Consider the following 18,191-nt stretch of genomic DNA (forward strand, 5'->3'; position numbering starts at 1 on the left):
GCATCAGCGCCGGGGCTTGTCCGCGCGCGGCTCGGCATAAGCGGCGAATATAGGCCGCACGCAGAACACGCCGACGCACGGCACCAGTGCGAGTCCGATGAGCGAGCGGATTTCCGCGGCGAACAGCGGGTCTGCGAGCGCCCACCGGTCGGCCAGATCCCGCGCCAGGGACGCCATGACCGCTGCCGATGCGGCGCAGGCCACGACCGTCGGCCCCGCGCGGCGCCTGTCGCCGCCAGGCGCCGGCTTATCGCGTCGCCAGCGCCATCAGCCGCGCATCCAACGCAATCAGATACTCGCGGCCGTAGCGTCCGTTCTCGAGCCCGTCGTACAGCGAAGCCGGCAAGTCCTGCGCGATCTCTTCGCTGCACGCACCCGCGGCGAGCGCGATGGTGGCGACGGTATCGACGTCGCCGGTGTAGGCGATGCAAGCGCGCAGCAGTTCGCTCATGCGCGAATGGGCGAGCACCGCGGCGACCGCCGCGTGCACGCTGTCCATGCCGAGCGCGCCGACCTTGCCGCGCCACGGCTCGCGCCACGGACCGGGCACGTGCGCGGCGAGATACCCGGCCAAGCCGTCCTTGGCGCCGCGGCGATGGACGAAGTAATGCGTGCACAGGGCCGCGGCGACCGCGGCGGCGACGCCGTCGGGCGTGTCGTGGGTGATGCGCGCCTGCAGTTCGGCGCGGCGCACGACCTCGGCGGTGTCGGCGAGCGCGCCGATCGGCGGCGCGCGCATCGCCGCGCCGCTCTTGGCGCTGTCGGGCACGATCCGCGCGAGCAGGTCGGCGCCGTCGCGCACTTCGGTCAGCAGGCCATGGAAGCGGCTGGCGTAACCCTCGCGCGGATCGCGCTTGAACGCCGCGACGAAACGCTCGGCCAGCGATTCGCGAGTCCACGGATCGCCCTCGGCCAAGGCCTCGGCGATGGCCAGGCTCATCTGGGTGTCGTCGGTGTAGCAGCCCGGTTCGATCGCGTGGCGCGGGTGGCGGACGTAGTGCGCGCCGTCGTTGCGCTCGCGCACGATCCGGTCGGCGGCGTATTCGAAACCGGCGCCGTAGGCGTCGCCGATGGCCAGTTCCAGCAGCATGGAGCGGTCCTTGGTGAGTGCGCCCGGGTCCGTGGGCGGTGCACGCATTCTAATCGCGGCCGGGTCTGATCCCGGCCGGCACAAAAGCTCAGATCGAATCGAACCCGTCAGCGAAGCATGCGCTCCGCCGCGGACTCACTTCTCCTTGCGCCAGTTCACCGACGCGCGGTTCTCCAGCGTGCTCGATTCGATCTCGACGTCGAAGCCCTTGCGCAGCAGGTACTTCAGCGTCAGCACCTGGCCGGTGCCGAGCAGCGATACGCCGTAGCCGACGTAGAGCTTCGGCGACAGGTACTTGCCTACGCCGAGCACCGACCCGCCGAGCGCGCGGCTTTCCATCACGCCGGCGTCGTCGAGGCCGATCTTGGCGCCGAGCTGCGAGGCCAGCAGGCCGCCGCCGGCCGACAGCGCGGCGCTGGCGGCGTTGAGCTGCTTGCTCTCGTCGCCGGTCAAATTCGACAGCGGACGGCCCAGGGTGAGGTAAGCCAGCGCTTCGGACTGCGAGCTGGCCGGATCCGACCAGACGTTGACCTGCGGCGCGCTGACCCGCCCACCGATATCGACGCCGGCCTTGACCGCGCCGACTTCGCGCTCGGCGCGCAGGTCCAGGATCGGATCGGACACCGGGCCGTTGTTCCAGGCCAGATTGCCGCGGGTGATCTGCAGCTTCTGCCCGTACGCTTCGTAGCGGCCTTCCACGCTGAGCGCGCCGCTCGCGGTCATCTCGCGGCCCGGCCGCGAGCGCACCCGCATCTGCCCGCCGAGCTTGCCGTCCAGGCCGAAGCCCTTGAGCTTGACGTCGTCGCCGACGGCCAAGGTCAGGTCGAGCTCCAGCGGCGAAGAGCCGGTGTCTTCCGGATTCACCGGATCGAGCACGACCACGTCCTCGGACACCGACACGCCCTGGTCCAGGCGTTCCAGATCGACGCGCGCGGAAGGAATGTCGACCTTGCCGGTGACGTTGAGCGGCTGCTTGGCCGCGTAGCGCACGGTCAGCTCGGGATTGGCCACCGCGCGCAGGTCGCGGGTGTCGGAAGCGAGCACGTTGGTGCCGCGGATGTTCAACACCAACGGCGTGTCGTCGCCCTGCCAGCCGAGCGTGCCGTCGACGTTGAGCGTGCCCTCGCCCGAACGCACGCTGCCGGCGATGCGCGCGCTGCCGTCGGGCTGCGCGTCCAGGCGCACGTCGCCCTGCTGCAGCACGATGCCCAGCGACGGCACCTCGGTGGTGAACTGCGACAGCCGCGCCTGCCCGCTCAGCAGCGGCTTGCTGCGCGTGCCGGCCAGGCCGATGCGGCCTTCCAGCTTGCCCTTGGGCTCGACGATGTCGGGCGAGAACAGCTCGACCCAGGTCAGCTCGTCGGTGTCGACCGCGACATTGCCCGACAGCGGCGCGTACGCGTCCCAGCCGGTGTTGACGGTGGCTTCGATGCGGCCGTCGTCGTTGAAGCCGGACTTGAGCTCGGCGCTGAGCTTCTGGGTGTCGAAGCTGGCCTTGAGCGAGAGCGCGTTGTAGCGCACCAGTTCGCGCCGCGCGCGCTCGCTGAACTTCAGGCCGCCGCCGGCGGAGCTGAGGTTGAAGTTGCCGCGCCAGCCCTTGCCGGCCGGGCGCAGTTCGCCGTCCAGCGCGATCTCGCCGCGCAGGATCCACGGCCGCTTGTCGCTGCGCTCGGGCAGGTAGGGCTGGGCCAGCAGCAACGGCAGGCCGTGGCCCTTGAGCTCGACGCCGCGGCGCGGCCAATCGGCGGCCGCGCACAGCGAGCCGCCGCTGCTCGACACCAGGCAGGCGTCGTTGAAGCCGCCGCTGTCGCCGTCCCAGCGGAACGCGGTGGACTGCTGCAGGCGCCAGCTGGCGCCCTTGCTCGGCGCCAGCTGCAGCGAGGCCAGCGCGCCGGACCAGACGTTGCCGCGCTTGTCGGCGTGCCCGGACAGATCCAGGTTGGCGACGTCGCTGCGCGCCTGCGCCTGCAACTGCAGCGCTTCCACCGCGCCCTGCGCGTCCACGCTCAGCGACGACAGCGCGATGCCCGCATCGAGTTCGCTGGCGCGCAGCGCCAGCTGGCCGCCGCGCCCGCGCCAGGGCAGCTTGCCCTTGGCGCTGAAGCTGGCGGCCCGGTAATCGCCGTACTTGAGCGCGCTGCCGGTGAGATCGGCATCGACGTTCGGCGCATCGGCGGCGCCGGTGAGCTTGAGCGTGCCGTTGAGGCTGCCCGACGCGCTGGGCAGCAGATCGTTCAACTGCAGCGGCGCGAACTTCGCGTCGACGTCGATGCTCTGCGCGTACTTGCCCTTGGCTTCGAGCTTGCTGCCGCCCAGGCTCAGCGCGACCTCGCCCTCGTAAGCGTCGCCGGTCTTACCGGTGGCGGCGCCGTGCATCAGGAAGCGGCCGCGGCCGCCGAGCGGCCGTTCGCGCAGGCGCCCGCCGAGCTGTTCGGCGCTCGCCTGGATCTCCAGCCCGCCGTCGTCGCGGGTGGCGCCGGTGCTGGCCAGCTTGCCGTCCACCGCGCCCTTGAATTCCGGCGCGAAATAGCCGGGATCGAAGCCCGACAACGTGGCCTTGAGGTCCCAGCCGAGCTTCGGCGCCCAGGCCACGTCGCCGCTGGCGTCGAGCAGGCCGGTCGGCATCTTGGCCTTGAGCGACTTCAAGGTCATGCGTCGATCGTTGCCGCGGCCGTCGAACTCGACCGTCGCCGCCTGCTTGTCGCGCAGCAAGCGCGCGTCGCCGATCGCGGCCCAGTCCTTGACCGTGCCGGCGAAGCCGAAGTCGGCGCTTTCCAGCGTCACCGCCGGCGTGGCCAGCGTCTGCGGCGCCTGCGAAGGCTTGGCCACCGACGTGAGCGTGGTCGGCGGCGCCTGGCCGCCCCAGCTCAGGCCGCGCGCGTTGATCGAGAACTTGAACCGGCCGTTGTCGGCGTCGGTGAAATCGGCGTGGCCGCGCAGCGTGGCGGTGCCGTCGAACAAGCGCAGCGCCAGCGGCTGCACGTCGAGCACCTGCTCCTTCAGCGAGACCTTCGACGGCAGCACCTCGACCGCGATGTCGCCCTGGCGGAACTCGCCTTCCAGCGCGGCGACGCCGCCGCTGCCCTGCGCGTCGAAGCGCAAGGCCATCGGCGTATCGCTGGGCTTGGCGTCGGGCGCGGTCAGCAGGCCGATGTCGAGCGCGTCGGCCTTCGCGTGCAAGCGCCAGTCCGGCGCCTCTTCCTTGCCGCGCAAGGTCAGCGTCATGCGCACAGGCCCCGGCGCGGCGCCGGCCACGGCCACGTCCATGCGCGACAGGTCGCCGCGCGCGACCAGGCCCAGGCGCGGCGGCGTGCGGCCCGGCGCGCTCGGCAACACCGCGGTGACGGTGAGGTCGGATTTGAAATCGCGGCTGGGCTGGTAATCGCCGTGCGCGGTGAAGCGGCCGCGGTCGGTATCGGCGACCAGTCTCTCCACGTGCAGCTTGCCCGATTGCGCGTCGAGCCCGGCGCGCAACTGGCGCACGTCGATGAGGTGCTCGCCGGCCTGGGCGATCTTGAAGCCGTCGATGCGCACGTCGTCGGCCTGCAGCGCCAGCGGCGGTTCGATCTGCGGCAGCACGTCGGGCCAGCGCGGCAGCTCGAACGGCTCGTCGCTCTTCTCGATGTCGAGCGTGGCGCCCTCGACCTGGATCGCGTCCAGGCGCAGCTTGCGGCCCAGCAGCGGGCGCAGCGCCGGGTCCAGGTAGATGCGCTGCGCGGTGAATACCGTCTTCTTGTAGGCGAAGCGCACATCGCGCAGCGTCAGCGGGCCCGACAGCGGGCCTTCGGCGGACTTCCAGGTGAAGCTGGAATCGGCCGGCAGGCGCGAGACGATCTGCGCCAGCAGCACGTCGCGGCCGGCGATGGTGGAGATCAGCCAGTACGCGGCGAACGCGATCAGCAGGGTCAACACCGCCGCGGCGATGCTGGTGCGCCAGGCCCAGCGTCGGGCCGCGGCGCGGCGACGGCGGCGGCGTTCGAGCAGCAGCTCCTGCGCGGTGGGGGTCGGCGGCGGCGGGGGCGTGTCGCTCATCAGCTGCGGAAAAGTCCTGTGCGCGCCTTACAGGTCGGCGCCGATATTGAGGTAGATCTGGAAACCCGAATCCGGGTCGTCGAGGCCGCGCGCGATGTCGATGCGCAGCGGGCCCACCGGCGAACGCCAGCGCACGCCGACGCCGACGCCGGTGCGCATCTTCAGGTCTTTCTGGTCGTCGAACGCGCTGCCGCTGTCGACGAACACCGCGCCGCCCCAGCTTTCGTTGACGTAGTGCTCGTACTCCATGCTCGCGGTGACCACGTTCTTGGCGCCGAGCGCATAGGCCTTGCGGCCTTCCGCCGGCGGGATGCGCGGGCCGACCTCGCGCCACTCGTAGCCGCGGATGCTGCGGTCGCCGCCGGCGTAGAAGCGCAGCGACGGCGGCATGTCGGTCAGCGAGTTGGTGAAGGTGTGGCCGATCTCGCCGCGCGCGATCAACCGGCTGCGTTCGCCCAGGCCCTTGAACCAGCGCCCGGTCAGTTGGGCCTGGATGAAGTTCGCATCCGAACCCACCGCTTCCAGGCCGCCGCGGATCAGGCCGGTCGCGCTGATGCCCTTGCGCGGATACAGCTTGTCGTCGACGTCGACGTATTCGGCGCGCAGCGAGGGATACAGGAACGTCGCGGTGCGGTAGTTCTGGCGCGTTTCCGGGTCGTCGTCGAATTCGTCGTAGTAGGCCCAGCGCTCGCGCAGGCCGTGCAGCGAGGCGGTCGCGGTCCAGTGCTGGTTGATCTTGCCGCTGCGGCTGGCGACCAGTTCGATCCGGCGCGAATCGATGTAGTCGGTCTGTTCGTCGCTGCCCTGCAGGCTGAAGGTGTACCAGCCGTCGAGCCAGGCGAATGCGGGGATGCGGTACTGCAGGGTCGCGGTCTTGCGCCGCTGGGCGAAGTCGACCTGCGCCAGCGCCTTGTGGCCGCGGTCGTTGACGTAGCGCCGCTCCACGCCCAGGCGCACGCCGGCGCCGCTGTCGGTGCCGTAGCTGACGCCGGCGGTGTAGATGCTGCGCTTGGCCGGGGTCAGGGTCACCTTGACCGGCACCTGCCCGTCGCTCGCCTGGTCCGGCAGCGGTTCGATGTCGATGCTGGAGAAATAATCCAGCCGCGCCAGCGATTCGCGGAAGCGGTCGAGCTTGCCCTGGTGGTAGTAGCTGCCCTGCTCCCAATACACCAGCTTCTGCAGCAGGCTGTCGCGGATGATGCGCTTGGGCGTCTGCTCGAAGCTGATCGCGCCCATGTCGTAGCGCTGGCCGCTGGTCCACACCAGGTCGATGTCCGCCGCATGCTGCGCGCGCGTGACTTCCACCCGCCGCGAAGAGAAATCCGCGTCGAAATAGCCGCGCTCGGCCAGGCGCCGGCTGATCTTGGTCTTGCTGGCCTCGTAGGCCGCGTGGTCGAACACCTGCTCGGGGCCGGGCCGGAACGCGGCCAGGTCCTGGTTGAGATAGCGGTCGTCGCTGCCGGCGCCGAGGATGGCGATGTCCGAGCGCCGCACCTTGACCGGCTCGCCCTTGTCGACGGTGATGGTGACCCGGATCGGCGGCGAGGACGAACCGCTGCGCGCCGGCGCCGCGGCGGGCGCATCGCTTGCGCCGTCGCCGGCCCCGCCGGCGGCGTTCGCGCTGGCCTCGGCTTCGTTCGCGTTCGCGTTCGCGTTCGCGGCCGCGCCGTCGCGTTCGCCCGGCGCGCCGCGATCGTCGTCGCGGGCCTGCGCCGCGGTGTCGGTCGACGGCGTGGCGATCAGGCGGGTGCCGCGCGAATCCTCGACCTTGATCGTCGGCGAGTAATAGCCGAACGGCTCCAGCGCCTCGCGGGTCTCGTTCTCGGCCTCGCGCAGCAGATAGCCCAGGCGACGCCCGGAGACTTCCTTGCCGATGCTGTCCACCAACGACAGCGAGACCCGGACGTTGTTGGTCATCGCCTCGTCCAGGCCGTGGATGTCGACTTTTTCGACCTTGGCCGCCTGGGCCGCGCCGACGGCTCCGAGGCCCAGGGCGCCGGCGAGGAAAAGACGGGGGATCGATCGCATGGCACGGAGGATAACCGGTAACGGCTTGTATTGCTTAAGAATTTTTAACAACACGAGGGCGCGTCAACAATGCGTGATGCCGCCGCGACGGCACGCCGCGCCGCTTCCGCGCAACGCGCGCCGGGCGATGCGCGCAACGACGGCGCACCGCGCCGTCCGGCGAACGCCCGAGAGCGAATCCGCTGCAAGCCGTTCGCGTCCGCCCGCCTCGCCCGACACCGGTGCACAACGCAAATAAAGGCCATCCCCCTACCTTTTGTGCATCGATTGCGGACACGGGTCGCATTACGCGCCGACGTATTGCGTACGACCGTTCGCAACGCGTAATTTCGGCGTCGGGGACTCGCTCATTCTGCTTTTTCGGCACCGCTGCGCCATGCCTGCGCCGCGTCGGCCCTGCGATCTCCCATGCCATGGAATCGTCCCCCAGGTGCGCCCGCTGCCGCGGCGCCGCCCAGAACCCAGGAGCTCCGACACCGTGCACCGCCATCTGCTGACCGCCGCCATCGGCGCGGCCCTCACCGCCGCCGCGATCGCCGCCCCCGCCCGCGCCCAGGACGCCGCGCCGTCCTCGGCGCCGACCGAGATCGACAAGGTCACCGTCACCGGCTCGCTGATTCCGCGCAGCGAGATCGAGACCGCCACGCCGGTGATTTCGATCAGCGCCGAGAACATCAAGCGCCAGGGCTTCAAGGACGTCTACGACGTGCTGCGCGCGCAGCCGCTGGCGACCGGCGCGGTGCAGGACAGCCAGTTCACCGGCGGCTTCACCACCAACGCCGAGCCGATCAGCCTGCTCGGCCTGGACCCGGGCTTCACCCTGGTGCTGATCGACGGCCGGCCGATGGCCGACTATCCGCTGCTCTACAACGGCCAGAGCAACTTCACCGACCTGGCCAGCATTCCCACCGCGATGGTCGAGCGCATCGACATCGCGCCGGGCAACCAGTCGGCGATCTACGGCTCCAGCGCCATCGCCGGCGTGGTCAACATCATCCTCAAGAAGCGCGTCGACGGCACCCACCTGAACTTCCGCTTCGGCGGCTACGACGGCGGCGGCGGCGAGAACGCGCGCCTGCAGCTGATCGGCGGCAAGGAGGTCGGCCCCTTCAGCCTGACCTACGGCCTGCAGTACAGCATGCAGGACCCGATCTACGGCTACGACCGCCGCCGCATCGATTCGACCAACGACAACCCCGATCCGGACGCGCGCTACGGCTCGCGCAACTTCGTGCGCATCAACGCCGACGTGCTGCCGAACGAATACATCGATCCGGGCGCGGCCTGCGGCGCCCTCGGCAACCTGTTCAACGGCACCCTGACCCGCGACTTCCGCCCCGGCCGCGGCTATTACTGCGGCAGCCGCGAGGACGTCGGCTACCTCACCATCATGAACCGCAAGCGCGACCTCAGCGGCTACTTCAACGCCTCTTACGCGCTCAACGACCGCACCGAGCTGTACGGCACGCTGCTGGTCGGCCACAACAAATCCGAGGCCAACCCCGGCACCCGCTTCTGGACCACCTCGGTCGACACCAACGGCATCTTCTACAACGACACCAGCGGCCGCTACGAAACCTACCAGCGCGTGTTCGCGCCGGAGGAAACCGGCGACGTCGACGCCACCAACGAGCGCCAGACCAGCGACTCCTACAACCTCGCCTTCGGCGGCCGCGGCAGCCTGGGCGAATCGAACTGGAACTACGACGCCTACTTCGCCCGCTCGCAGTACAAGGTCGACAGCAAACAGCGCTGGCTGCTGAGCGCGGCCGCCGACGACTTCTTCGAGCGCCGCTTCCTCGGCCCGGTGATCGACCACGTCGGCCCCTACCCGGTGTACGCGCCGACCGACGACAGCGGCTTCTACCGCGCGCTGACCCCGGCCGAGTTCAACAGCATCACCGACATCATCCGCACCAAGTCCGAGACCTGGACCCAGAACTTCAACCTGCAGCTGACCAACACCGAGCTGTTCCACCTGCCGGCCGGCGCGGTCGGCTTCGCCACCGTGCTGCAGGCCGGCGAGCAGTCGTGGAAGAACCCGACCGATCCGCGCGTGGTCGCCGGCGACTTCTTCAGCCTCACCGGCACCCAGGGCCAGGGCAAGCGCCGCAACCAGGCCCTCGGCGTCGAGTTCCGCGTGCCGATCTTCAGCCAGCTCACCGCCAGCCTGTCGGGCCGCTACGACAAGTACAAGAACGTCGGCGCCAGCTCCGACTCCGACGGCACCTACAAGATCGGCCTGGAGTACCGCCCGATCCAGTCGCTGCTGCTGCGCGCCAACTACGCCACCGCGTTCAAGGCGCCGGACATGGCCTACGTGTTCGCCGGCGACAGCGGCTACTACACCAGCGTGGTCGACTACTACCGCTGCGCGACCGAGGAACCCGACGAAAGCATCGGCAACTGCACCTACAACGCCGAATCGGTGTCCGGCCGCCGCAGCGGCGCCAAGGACCTCAAGTCGATCACCGCCAAGTCGTGGGGCGCCGGCATTCTGTGGGCGCCGAGCGGCAATTTCGACGTCAGCGTGGACTACTACAACATCAAGATCGACGACGAGGTCAACGACCTCAACATCGACGCGGTGCTGCGCAACGAATCGGCCTGCCGCCTGGGCCAGCTCGACGCGAACTCGCCGACCTGCGCCGACGCGCTCGCGCGCATCACCCGCCTGCCCGCGGACGCGCCGGTGCCGCTGCAGCTCGACAGCGTGCGCACCAACCCGATCAACGTGTCGAAGGAAGAAGTTCGCGGCCTCACCGCCAAGCTCAACTACCGCTGGGAGACCGACAGCTGGGGCTCGTTCGCGCTGGGCGCCAACTACAACGTGACCCTGAAGCACGAGAACCAGCAGTACCCGGGCGACCCGACCATCGACTACTTGCGCGAGCCGTTCTACTCGTCCGAGTTCAAGAGCATCGGCAGCGCCTCGCTGAGCTGGAACAAGGGCCCGTGGACCACGACCCTGTACGGCGTGCGCTACGGCAGCACCCCGAACTACGCCGCCCAGGTCGACCCGGCCGGCTACTCGGCCGAGAACGCCGGCCGCATGCGCGCGCACCTGAGCTTCAACGGCAGCGCCAGCTACGAGTTCGGCGACGACCTGTCGCTGAGCTTCACCGTCAACAACCTGTTCAACAAGATGCCGCAGCGCGACAAGACCTTCGACGTCTACCCGTACTACAACTCGCTGAACTACAACATCTACGGCCGTTCGTACATGGTCGAGGTGAACTGGAAGTTCGGCGCCAGCTCGCAGTAAGCGGGCGCGTCGCGGAAAAACGAAAAGCCGGCGAAAGCCGGCTTTTTGTTTGCGCGGAAACCGTCCTTGTTACGGAGGGTCCCGCCTCACCTGTGGGAGGTCTTGCTTTACCTGTGGGAGGGCCTTCAGGCCCGATGCTTTTCGCTCAGGTCACCACGCCACGCCACACTTCGATCTTCCGCCGCAAACCGACTCCCGCGGTCGCGGCTCGCGCCGCTCCTACAGGTGGCCGCCGCGCACGCGCGGCGAGCGGTCAGATCGACAAATGCTCGATCGCCGCCACGCTGCCCAGGCGGTCGGACAACCGCTTGAGCAAGGCCAGCCGGTTGTTGCGCACCGCCGCGTCGTCGACGTTGACCATGACCTTGTCGAAGAACGCGTCCACCTGCGGCCGCAGCCGCGCCAGGCGGCCGAGCACGGCGACGTAATCGCGCCGGGCCAGCAGCGGATCGGTGTCGGCGACCGCGGCGTCCACCGCCTCGGCCAGCTCGCGCTCGGCCGGCTCGGCGAACAACGCCGGGTCGATGGCGTCGGGCACTTCGCCTTCGACCTTCTTGAGGATGTTGCGGCTGCGCTTGTTGGCCGCGGCGAGGGCTTCGGCTTCGGGGAGCTTGGCGAATTCGGCGATGGCGGTGAGGCGGCGGTCGAAGTCCGCCAAGTTGGATACACGCAACGCAGCTACGGTTTCAAATTGCTGCGCAGGAACTCCACGATCTGCGTAATAGCTCTTCAGACGATCAATAACAAAATCATAAATTTCGCTGGTTTCAGCCAAAAAATCTTCGCGATTCAACACGATCTGCGCGCTTTGCTCGGCACTAACGTCAATACCTGCAAGCCGCGCCAATTCGGCAGCCATTTGCTTGCGCTTCTGCTCGGAATCGAGCTCGGCAACAATGATGCAAAGTTGAGCCTTACGAATCGAACTAACGAAGTCGATATCCACATCGCCTTCGATCAGCGTTCTCGCCAAACCGAGAGCATTGCGCCGCAGAGAAAAGGGATCCTTGTTCCCAGTTGGCTTTAAACCCACCTTAAATCCACCAGCCAAGGTGTAAAGTCGCTCTGCAATGGCAACAACCTGACCAAGCTTAGATGGCGCGATCGAATCGCTGGAAAATCTCGGCATGTACGCGTAATCAATAGCATCAGCGACCGCCGCATCTTCTTTTTCTGCCCTGGCGTAATAGCGCCCAGCGATACCTTGCAGCTCGGGAAATTCATTAACCATTCGAGACTGGAGGTCATTTTTGGAAAGTACTGCAGCACGCTTCGCCTGCACTGGATCGGCGCCGCATTCTTTCGCAACTTGTTCAGACAACCAAGCCACCCGCGCCACCTTATCGGCCACGCTCCCCAGCTTGTCCTGATACTTGACCGTCTTCAGCCCCTCGCCCATCGACGCCAGCCCTTGCTTCAGGTCCTCATCGAAGAAGAACTTCGCATCGGCGAATCGCGGGCGAATGACGCGCTCGTAACCCTTGCGCACCTCGGCGACGTCGCGGCTCTCGATATTCGCCACGCCGACAAAACGCTCGGTGAGCTGCCCATCGGCGTCGAGCACCGGGAAGAACTTCTGGTTCGCTTCCATCGTCGCGATCAGCGCTTCCTGCGGCACCGCGAGGAATTCGCGCTCGAAGCCGCAGGCCACCGCCACCGGCCATTCGGTCAGGCCGTTGACCTCTTCCAGGATGCCCTCGTCGATGCGCGCGCGGCCGCCGTCGGCGCTCGCGGCGGCCTCGACTTCGCGCACGATGCGCTCGCGGCGCTCGTCCGGATCGACCAGCACGAACGCGGCACGCAGCGATTCGACGTAGTCCTGCGGCGCGCTGAACCACACCGGCTTGTCGTGCATGAAGCGGTGGCCGCGACTCATGCGGTCGCTGCTCACGCCCAGCGCCTGCGCCGGCACCACGTCCTTGCCCAGCAGCGCCACCAGCCAGTGCACCGGACGGGCGAAGCCGTAGTCGTGGTCGCCCCAGCGCATCGGCTTGGGAATCGGCATCGCCGCGAGCGCCTCGCGCACGATCTCGCCGAGCAGGCTGGCGGTGTCGGCGCCGGGCTTGACCGCGCGGTGGACGAAACGCTCGCCCTTGTTGTCGCTGGTCTTCTCCAGCGCGGTCCACTCGACCCCGGCCTTGGCCGCGAAGCCCTGCAGCGCCTTGGTCGGCTGGCCGTCGGCGTCCAACGCGATGTTGAGGTAGGGGCCGAGCACCTCGCTGCGCTGTTCGGGCTGTTGGGTGTCGACCGCGTTCAACAGCACGGCCAGGCGGCGCGGGGTGTACAGCGGCTTGGCGCCGTTGCGGTCGAAGCCGACGCCGCGCTTGTGCAGGCCGTCGAGCACGCCGTCGAAGAAGGCCTGGGCCAGGCCCGGCAGCGCCTTGACCGGCAGTTCTTCGGTGCCCAGTTCGATCAGGAGGGGTTGGGTCGTGCTCATGCGGTGGCCTTTGCGGTGTCGCCGCGCGTCCTGCGGACGGCGCCGGGAATGTTTCGGTGATGCGGAGTGCCCTCACCCCAAACCCTCTCCCGCGAGCGGGAGAGGGGCTTCACGGGGTCAGGCGGCTTCGGCCTTCGGCGCCTGCTTGAGGCCCGGGAAACCGAGCTTCTCGCGCTGGGCGAAGTAGGCCTCGGCCACGCCCTGGGCGATGCGGCGCACGCGCAGGATGTAGCGCTGGCGCTCGGTCACGCTGATCGCGCGGCGCGCGTCGAGCAGGTTGAAGCTGTGGCTGGCCTTGCACACCTGGTCGTAGGCCGGCAGCGGCAGGCCGAGGTCGATCAGCTTCTGCGCTTCTTTCTCGCACGCGTCGAAGCGGTGGAACAGTTCGTCGACGTCGGCGTGTTCGAAGTTGTACGCGCTCTGCTCGACTTCGTTCTGGTGGTAGACGTCGCCGTAGGTCACCGGCGTGCCGTCCGGGCCGTAGGTCCAGACCAGGTCGTAGACGTTGTCGACGTTCTGCAGGTACATGCACAGGCGCTCGAGACCGTAGGTGATCTCGCCGAGCACCGGCTTGCACTCGATGCCGCCGGCCTGCTGGAAGTAGGTGAACTGGGTCACTTCCATGCCGTTGAGCCAGACTTCCCAGCCCAGGCCCCAGGCGCCGAGGGTCGGCGATTCCCAGTTGTCCTCGACCAGGCGCAAGTCGTGCACGCGCGGGTCCACGCCGAGCGCCTTGAGCGAGTCGAAGTACAGCTCGACGATGTTGTCGGGGCTGGGCTTCATCGCCACCTGGTACTGGTAGTAGCGCTGCAGGCGGTTGGGGTTCTCGCCGTAGCGGCCGTCGGTGGGGCGGCGGCTGGGCTGGACGTAGGCGGCGTTCCACGGCTCCGGGCCGAGCGCGCGCAGGAAGGTGGCCGGGTGGAAGGTGCCGGCGCCGACTTCCAGGTCCAGCGGCTGGATCAGCACGCAGCCGCGCTCCGCCCAGTAGGCGTTCAAGCGCTGGATCATGCTTTGGAAGGTGATCGCGGTGGTCGGTGCGTCGGTCGCGCTCATGGTCTCGTCTGCGCTGCGGCAAAGCGGGTTAGTATAGCGGCGAGCCCTGAAATTTCAGGACTTTTCCCCCGAGTCGGGCCATCATTGGCCCTCCCCCGCCGGACCCGGCCGTACCCGCCAGCGCCCCGTGAAGCCGCCCTTCCTGATCCTCGAGACCGGCCAGCCGGTCCCCTCCATGCGCCGCCATCGCGGCTTCCCGCATTGGATCCGCGTCGCCGCCGGCCTGGGCCGGGACGAGGCGGTGGTGGTCAACGTCGAGGCCGGCGAGGACCCGCCCGGGCGCGAGGGGTTCGCCGGCGCCATCGTCACCGGCTCGGGCGCGATGGTCACCGACCGCGCGCCATGGAGCGAGCGCAGCGCGCAGTGGCTGCGCGAGGCCGCCCACGCCGGGCTGCCGCTGTTCGGCATCTGCTACGGCCACCAGTTGCTGGCGCACGCGCTCGGCGGCGAAGTCGGCAACCACCCGGACGGGCGCGAGATGGGCACGGTGCACCTGGAACTGCACCCCACCGCCGCGGCCGACCCGTTGTTCGCCGGCCTGCCGGCGCGGTTCCCGGCCCAGGCCACCCACCTGCAGACGGTGCTGCGCGCGCCCGAAGGCGCGGCCGTGCTGGCGCGCTCGAGCCACGACGCCTGCCACGCCTTCCGCTGGGGCGAGCGCGCCTGGGGCGTGCAGTTCCATCCCGAATTCAGCGCCGGCCACATGCGCGGCTACGTGCGCGCGCGCCAGGACGCGCTGCGCAACGAAGGCCTGTGCCCGCGCACGGTCGCGCGCGAGATCAGCGCGGCGCCGCATGCGCGCCGGGTGCTGCGCCGCTTCGTCGGCCACGCCCGCGCGCTGCACGGCCGCTGACCGTGCCCGCCGCGCCGGCGCCGCCGCTTTCGCCACGCCCGCCCGCTTCGCCATGCCCGGAACCGATCCGATGACCCCGTCGATACGCAAGGTGCCGCTGACCCACGGCGCGCAATGGCTGCTGCGCGCGATCAACCTGGGCACGCGCAATCCGCGCGCGATCTTCGGCGCCGCGCTGCTGCTGATCGCGGTGCTGTACCTGGTGATGTACGTGTTCACGATGCCGCTGCGGCTCGGCGGCGAGCCCGACCTGGAAGGCCTGTTCCGGATCCTGGCGATCGCGATGCTGGCCGCGGCGCTGGTCCTGCCGGTGCTGCTGGGCGGGCTGATGCACGTGATCCGCGAGGCCGAGAACGGCCGCCCGGTGCGCGCGCGCGACCTGTTCGCGCCGCTGCGCCTGCACCGCACCCTGCCGCTGGCGCTGCTGGGCCTGATCCAGATCGCGCTGGCGCTGATCTGCGGCTCGCTGCTGCTGTGGGCCACCGGCGAGGACTTCTGGGCGCAGTACCAGGAGATGGTGCGCGGCGCGATCACCGGCCGCATCAGCACCGTGCCGACCGCCGAGCAGCCGGCGCTGGTCGCGCTGGCGCAGCTGCTGTTCTATTACTTCAGCACCGCGGTGGTGCTGGTATCGGTGCCGCAGATCATGTTCTCCGGGCTGGGCCTGTCGGACGCGGTCAAGCGCAGCTTCGGCGCTTCGCTGTGGAACCTGGGCTCGTACCTGTTCGCGACCATGCTGTTCATGCTCGGCGCGATGCTCGCCGGCCTGCTGGTCAGCGTCGCCGCGCTGGTGGTGATGGTGCTCGGCGCCTCGGTGACGCCGATGCTCGGCCACCTGCTCGCCTGGGTGCTGTTCACCGCCTACGGCATGGCGTTCCTGGTGGTGATGTGCGGCACCTGCTACTACGCCTGGCGCGATGTGTTCGCCCAGGACGGCGACGGCGCGGCGGCCGGCGGCGCGACGCCGCAACCGCCGGCGCGGCAGGACCGCTTCGAGGCCTGAGCGCGGCTGCTTGTCGCGCGCTTTGCCGCGCGGCTCACAGCGCGGCGTACAACGCTTCGTCCAGGCTCGCCTGCATCGTCCATGCCAGCCACACGCACGCGGCCAGCGCCGCGGCGAGCTGCAGCAGCAGCCATGCCCAGCCCCACGGCGGCAGTCCGGCGCCGCCGCGGCGGCGCACGCTGGCGCCGGCGAGGCGATCGTGCAGGGCCAGGTGCTCGGGCTTGGCCATCGCCACCAGGTGGCCGATGTTGAAGCTCAGCCACGACAGCGACCCGCCCAGGTAGCGCAGCGCCGCGCGTCCGGCGCCGAGTTCGCCGCCGTCGCGCGCGGCCACGTACAGGCCCAGCGCGCGCTTGCCCGGGGTCGCGCGCCAGGAAGTGAAGGCGATGCAGGCGACTTCGAGCGCGAAGCCGAGCACGGCGTAGACCATCAGCCAGCCCAGCACCAGCGACAGCAGCGCGGCGGTCGCCGCGGCGGCCGCGGCATGCACCTGCGGATCGGCGCCGAGGCGGCCGAGGAAGCCGCCGAAGGCCAGGTCGTCGAGCGCCGAGGCGGCCATCGCATCGGCCACGCGCTGGTTCAGCGCATCCCAGGCCCGCGCGGCGGCGGCGATCAGCAGCCGCCAGTGGTTTGCGCCGAGCAGGCAGGTGGCGAGGGCGACCAGGGCCGCGTCCAGCGACCAGGCCAGGTAACGCGGCCAGAACCCGGCGGGCGCGCCGGGCGCGTTCACGGCTCGGACGCGTCGTCGGCCGGCCGCGCGCGCTCGGAGGCGACCCACTTGGCGGCGATGATGCCCAGCTCGTACAGCACGCACATCGGGATCGCCAGCATCAGCTGCGAGATCACGTCGGGCGGGGTGATCACCGCCGCGACGATGAAGATGCCGACGATGGCGTAGCCGCGCGCCTCCTTGAGTTGGGCCGGCGTAACCCAGCCCAGCAGCGCCAGGATCACCAGCGCCACCGGCACCTCGAAGCTGAGGCCGAAGGCCAGGAACAGGATCAGCACGAAGTCGAGGTAGGCGTTGATGTCGGTCATCATCGACACCCCCGCCGGGGTCACCTTGACCAGGAAGCCGAACACCGACGGCAGCACCAGGAAGAACGCGAACGCGCAGCCGATGTAGAACAGCGCCAGCGCCGAGACCAGCAGCGGCAGGGCCAGGCGTTTCTCGCGCTTGTACAGGCCCGGAGCGACGAAGGCCCAGGCCTGGTACAGCAGCCACGGCATCGAGATCATCAGCGCGGCGAAGAACGCCAGCTTCAACGGCGCGGCGAACGGCGAGGCCACTTCGACCGCGATCAGCTGGCTGCCGGCCGGCAGCTTGGCCAGCAGCGGCGTGGCCAGGTAGTGATAGAGCTTGTTGGCGAACGGCAGCAGGCCCAGGAACACGACCATCAGGCCGGCCACGCCGCGCAGCAGGCGCGCGCGCAGTTCGATCAGGTGATCGAGCAAGCGCGGTTCGGGCGTGTAGTCGTTGGGATCGCCGGAGCGGGAATCAGCGTCGCTCATCGTTCGGCGTCTGTGCGGTGGAGGGGCGGTAGTCGGGCTGGCTGGCGCCGGAGTAGTCCAGGTGCGACGGCTCGGCGTGCGCGGTGTCGGCCGCGGCGTGCGCGGGCGCGGCGTACGCGGTCGCGCGGTCCGAAGCCGCGCCGTTCGAGGCGCCGTCGCCCAAGGCTTCATCTTCCAGCGCCGCCGGATCGCGCGGCGCGGCGGCGGCATCGTCGGCGGCCGCAGCGACGGCGCCGGTGCCGGCGACGCGGCGGTTGAGATCGTCCACGCCTTCGCGCAGGGCGCGGTCGCCGTCGCGCAATTGCTGCTGCGCCGAACGCAAATCGTCCTGGGCCTGGCGCAGGCTGCGCTTGAGCTCATCGTCGGCCAGCTCGCGCTCGAGCTCGGACTTGACCGAATACCACTGCGCGCGCGCGCGCCGCACCCACAGCCCGGCGAAGCGCGCCGCCTTGGGCAGGCGCTCGGGCCCGAGCACGATCAGGGCCACGATCGCGATCACGAAGACTTCCGAGAAGCCGATGTCGAACATGCGTGCGTGGCTATGCGGAAGAGACGGGGCGGCGCCGGATCAGCGCTGGTTGCGCTCGTCGTTGCGCGCGGACGTATTGCTGTCGCTGCTGTTGCGCGTCTCGTCCTTGAGCTGGCCGGGCTGCTTGTCCTCGTCGTCGGCCATGCCCTTCTTGAAACCCTTCACCGCATCGCCGAGATCCTTGCCCACGCTGCCCAGGCGCTTGGTCCCGAACACCAGCAGAACAATCACAAGGACGATGATCCAATGACCGATGCCCCAGGCGCCCATGACGATGCTCGCTACTCGATGATGAAGGGGCAAGGATACCGCAACCGTCCTTAAGCCGATGTGGCATAAGTCCTGCTGCGCCACCGGCCGGAACCGGCAAGGTGCGGCGCTCGCGCAGG

Annotated in this window: 13 protein-coding genes; 3 read left to right on the forward strand and 10 right to left on the reverse strand. The window is 69.3% G+C overall.

The window, feature by feature from the left end; translation table 11 throughout:
* Positions 1–3 precede the first annotated feature (3 nt).
* The 4 genes from RDV84_RS05850 to RDV84_RS05865 form a co-directional block, all read right to left on the reverse strand.
* Positions 4–177 (reverse strand): hypothetical protein, encoded by a 174-nt coding sequence (locus tag RDV84_RS05850; protein ID WP_309152755.1) that lies wholly within the window; start codon positions 175–177, stop codon positions 4–6.
* A gap of 70 nt (positions 178–247) precedes the next feature.
* Positions 248–1,090 (reverse strand): ADP-ribosylglycohydrolase family protein, encoded by an 843-nt coding sequence (locus tag RDV84_RS05855; protein WP_057945820.1) that lies wholly within the window; start codon positions 1,088–1,090, stop codon positions 248–250.
* A 135-nt stretch (positions 1,091–1,225) separates the two neighbouring features.
* Positions 1,226–5,122 carry a translocation/assembly module TamB domain-containing protein gene (locus RDV84_RS05860; RefSeq protein ID WP_309152756.1) on the reverse strand — a complete coding sequence of 1,299 codons (3,897 nt, stop codon included), beginning with the start codon at positions 5,120–5,122 and terminating at the stop codon, positions 1,226–1,228.
* 27 nt (positions 5,123–5,149) lie between these two features.
* Positions 5,150–7,150 (reverse strand): autotransporter assembly complex protein TamA, encoded by a 2,001-nt coding sequence (locus RDV84_RS05865; protein ID WP_425606303.1) that lies wholly within the window; start codon positions 7,148–7,150, stop codon positions 5,150–5,152.
* Positions 7,151–7,682: 532 nt separating this feature from the next.
* Here RDV84_RS05865 and RDV84_RS05870 point away from each other — a divergent pair.
* Positions 7,683–10,415, forward strand: a complete 2,733-nt coding sequence (locus tag RDV84_RS05870) for a TonB-dependent receptor plug domain-containing protein (RefSeq protein ID WP_309153698.1) — start codon at positions 7,683–7,685, stop codon at positions 10,413–10,415.
* A gap of 253 nt (positions 10,416–10,668) precedes the next feature.
* Here RDV84_RS05870 and glyS read toward each other — a convergent pair whose 3' ends face one another.
* Complete coding sequence (gene glyS, locus RDV84_RS05875; protein WP_309152757.1) at positions 10,669–12,852, reverse strand: glycine--tRNA ligase subunit beta; 2,184 nt, start codon at positions 12,850–12,852, stop codon at positions 10,669–10,671.
* A 117-nt stretch (positions 12,853–12,969) separates the two neighbouring features.
* The gene (gene glyQ / locus RDV84_RS05880; protein ID WP_057945815.1) at positions 12,970–13,905 is read right to left on the reverse strand and encodes a glycine--tRNA ligase subunit alpha; all 936 of its coding nucleotides are present in this window, start codon (positions 13,903–13,905) and stop codon (positions 12,970–12,972) included.
* 127 nt (positions 13,906–14,032) lie between these two features.
* On the opposite strand from glyQ, the gene RDV84_RS05885 reads away from it, so the two are divergent.
* Together RDV84_RS05885 and RDV84_RS05890 are read left to right on the forward strand one after the other, a co-directional pair.
* A complete protein-coding gene (locus tag RDV84_RS05885) occupies positions 14,033–14,758 on the forward strand; it encodes a glutamine amidotransferase (RefSeq protein ID WP_309152758.1) in 726 nt (241 codons plus the stop codon).
* 70 nt (positions 14,759–14,828) lie between these two features.
* Positions 14,829–15,761, forward strand: a complete 933-nt coding sequence (locus RDV84_RS05890; RefSeq protein ID WP_250448221.1) for a hypothetical protein — start codon at positions 14,829–14,831, stop codon at positions 15,759–15,761.
* 34 nt (positions 15,762–15,795) lie between these two features.
* Here RDV84_RS05890 and RDV84_RS05895 read toward each other — a convergent pair whose 3' ends face one another.
* The 4 genes from RDV84_RS05895 to tatA are packed head-to-tail and all read right to left on the reverse strand — an operon-like array spanning position 15,796 to position 18,072.
* On the reverse strand, positions 15,796–16,491 hold the full coding sequence (locus RDV84_RS05895) for an RDD family protein (protein ID WP_250448223.1): 696 nt from the start codon (positions 16,489–16,491) through the stop codon (positions 15,796–15,798).
* Positions 16,488–17,273, reverse strand: a complete 786-nt coding sequence (gene tatC, locus RDV84_RS05900; protein ID WP_309152759.1) for a twin-arginine translocase subunit TatC — start codon at positions 17,271–17,273, stop codon at positions 16,488–16,490. The genes RDV84_RS05895 and tatC overlap by 4 nt, the downstream gene beginning before the upstream one ends.
* Complete coding sequence (tatB, locus tag RDV84_RS05905; RefSeq protein ID WP_309152760.1) at positions 17,260–17,802, reverse strand: Sec-independent protein translocase protein TatB; 543 nt, start codon at positions 17,800–17,802, stop codon at positions 17,260–17,262. Before tatB ends, tatC begins: the two co-directional genes overlap by 14 nt.
* A gap of 39 nt (positions 17,803–17,841) precedes the next feature.
* Positions 17,842–18,072 carry a Sec-independent protein translocase subunit TatA gene (gene tatA, locus RDV84_RS05910; RefSeq protein ID WP_057945811.1) on the reverse strand — a complete coding sequence of 77 codons (231 nt, stop codon included), beginning with the start codon at positions 18,070–18,072 and terminating at the stop codon, positions 17,842–17,844.
* Positions 18,073–18,191: the final 119 nt, after the last annotated feature.

The organism is Lysobacter yananisis (assembly GCF_031199375.1).
Classification (GTDB): domain Bacteria; phylum Pseudomonadota; class Gammaproteobacteria; order Xanthomonadales; family Xanthomonadaceae; genus Lysobacter; species Lysobacter yananisis.

Excerpts from the sequence above, each read along its gene's own strand:
- RDV84_RS05890 (WP_250448221.1), top strand. The coding sequence starts at position 14,829 with ATGACCCCGTCGATACGCAAGGTGCCGCTGACCCACGGCGCGCAATGG.
- RDV84_RS05855 (WP_057945820.1), bottom strand. The coding sequence starts at position 1,090 with ATGCTGCTGGAACTGGCCATCGGCGACGCCTACGGCGCCGGTTTCGAA.
- tatC (WP_309152759.1), bottom strand. The coding sequence starts at position 17,273 with ATGAGCGACGCTGATTCCCGCTCCGGCGATCCCAACGACTACACGCCC.
- RDV84_RS05860 (WP_309152756.1), bottom strand. The coding sequence starts at position 5,122 with ATGAGCGACACGCCCCCGCCGCCGCCGACCCCCACCGCGCAGGAGCTG.
- glyS (WP_309152757.1), bottom strand. The coding sequence starts at position 12,852 with ATGAGCACGACCCAACCCCTCCTGATCGAACTGGGCACCGAAGAACTG.
- glyQ (WP_057945815.1), bottom strand. The coding sequence starts at position 13,905 with ATGAGCGCGACCGACGCACCGACCACCGCGATCACCTTCCAAAGCATG.
- RDV84_RS05865 (WP_425606303.1), bottom strand. The coding sequence starts at position 7,150 with ATGCGATCGATCCCCCGTCTTTTCCTCGCCGGCGCCCTGGGCCTCGGA.
- tatB (WP_309152760.1), bottom strand. The coding sequence starts at position 17,802 with ATGTTCGACATCGGCTTCTCGGAAGTCTTCGTGATCGCGATCGTGGCC.
- tatA (WP_057945811.1), bottom strand. The coding sequence starts at position 18,072 with ATGGGCGCCTGGGGCATCGGTCATTGGATCATCGTCCTTGTGATTGTT.
- RDV84_RS05850 (WP_309152755.1), bottom strand. The coding sequence starts at position 177 with ATGGCGTCCCTGGCGCGGGATCTGGCCGACCGGTGGGCGCTCGCAGAC.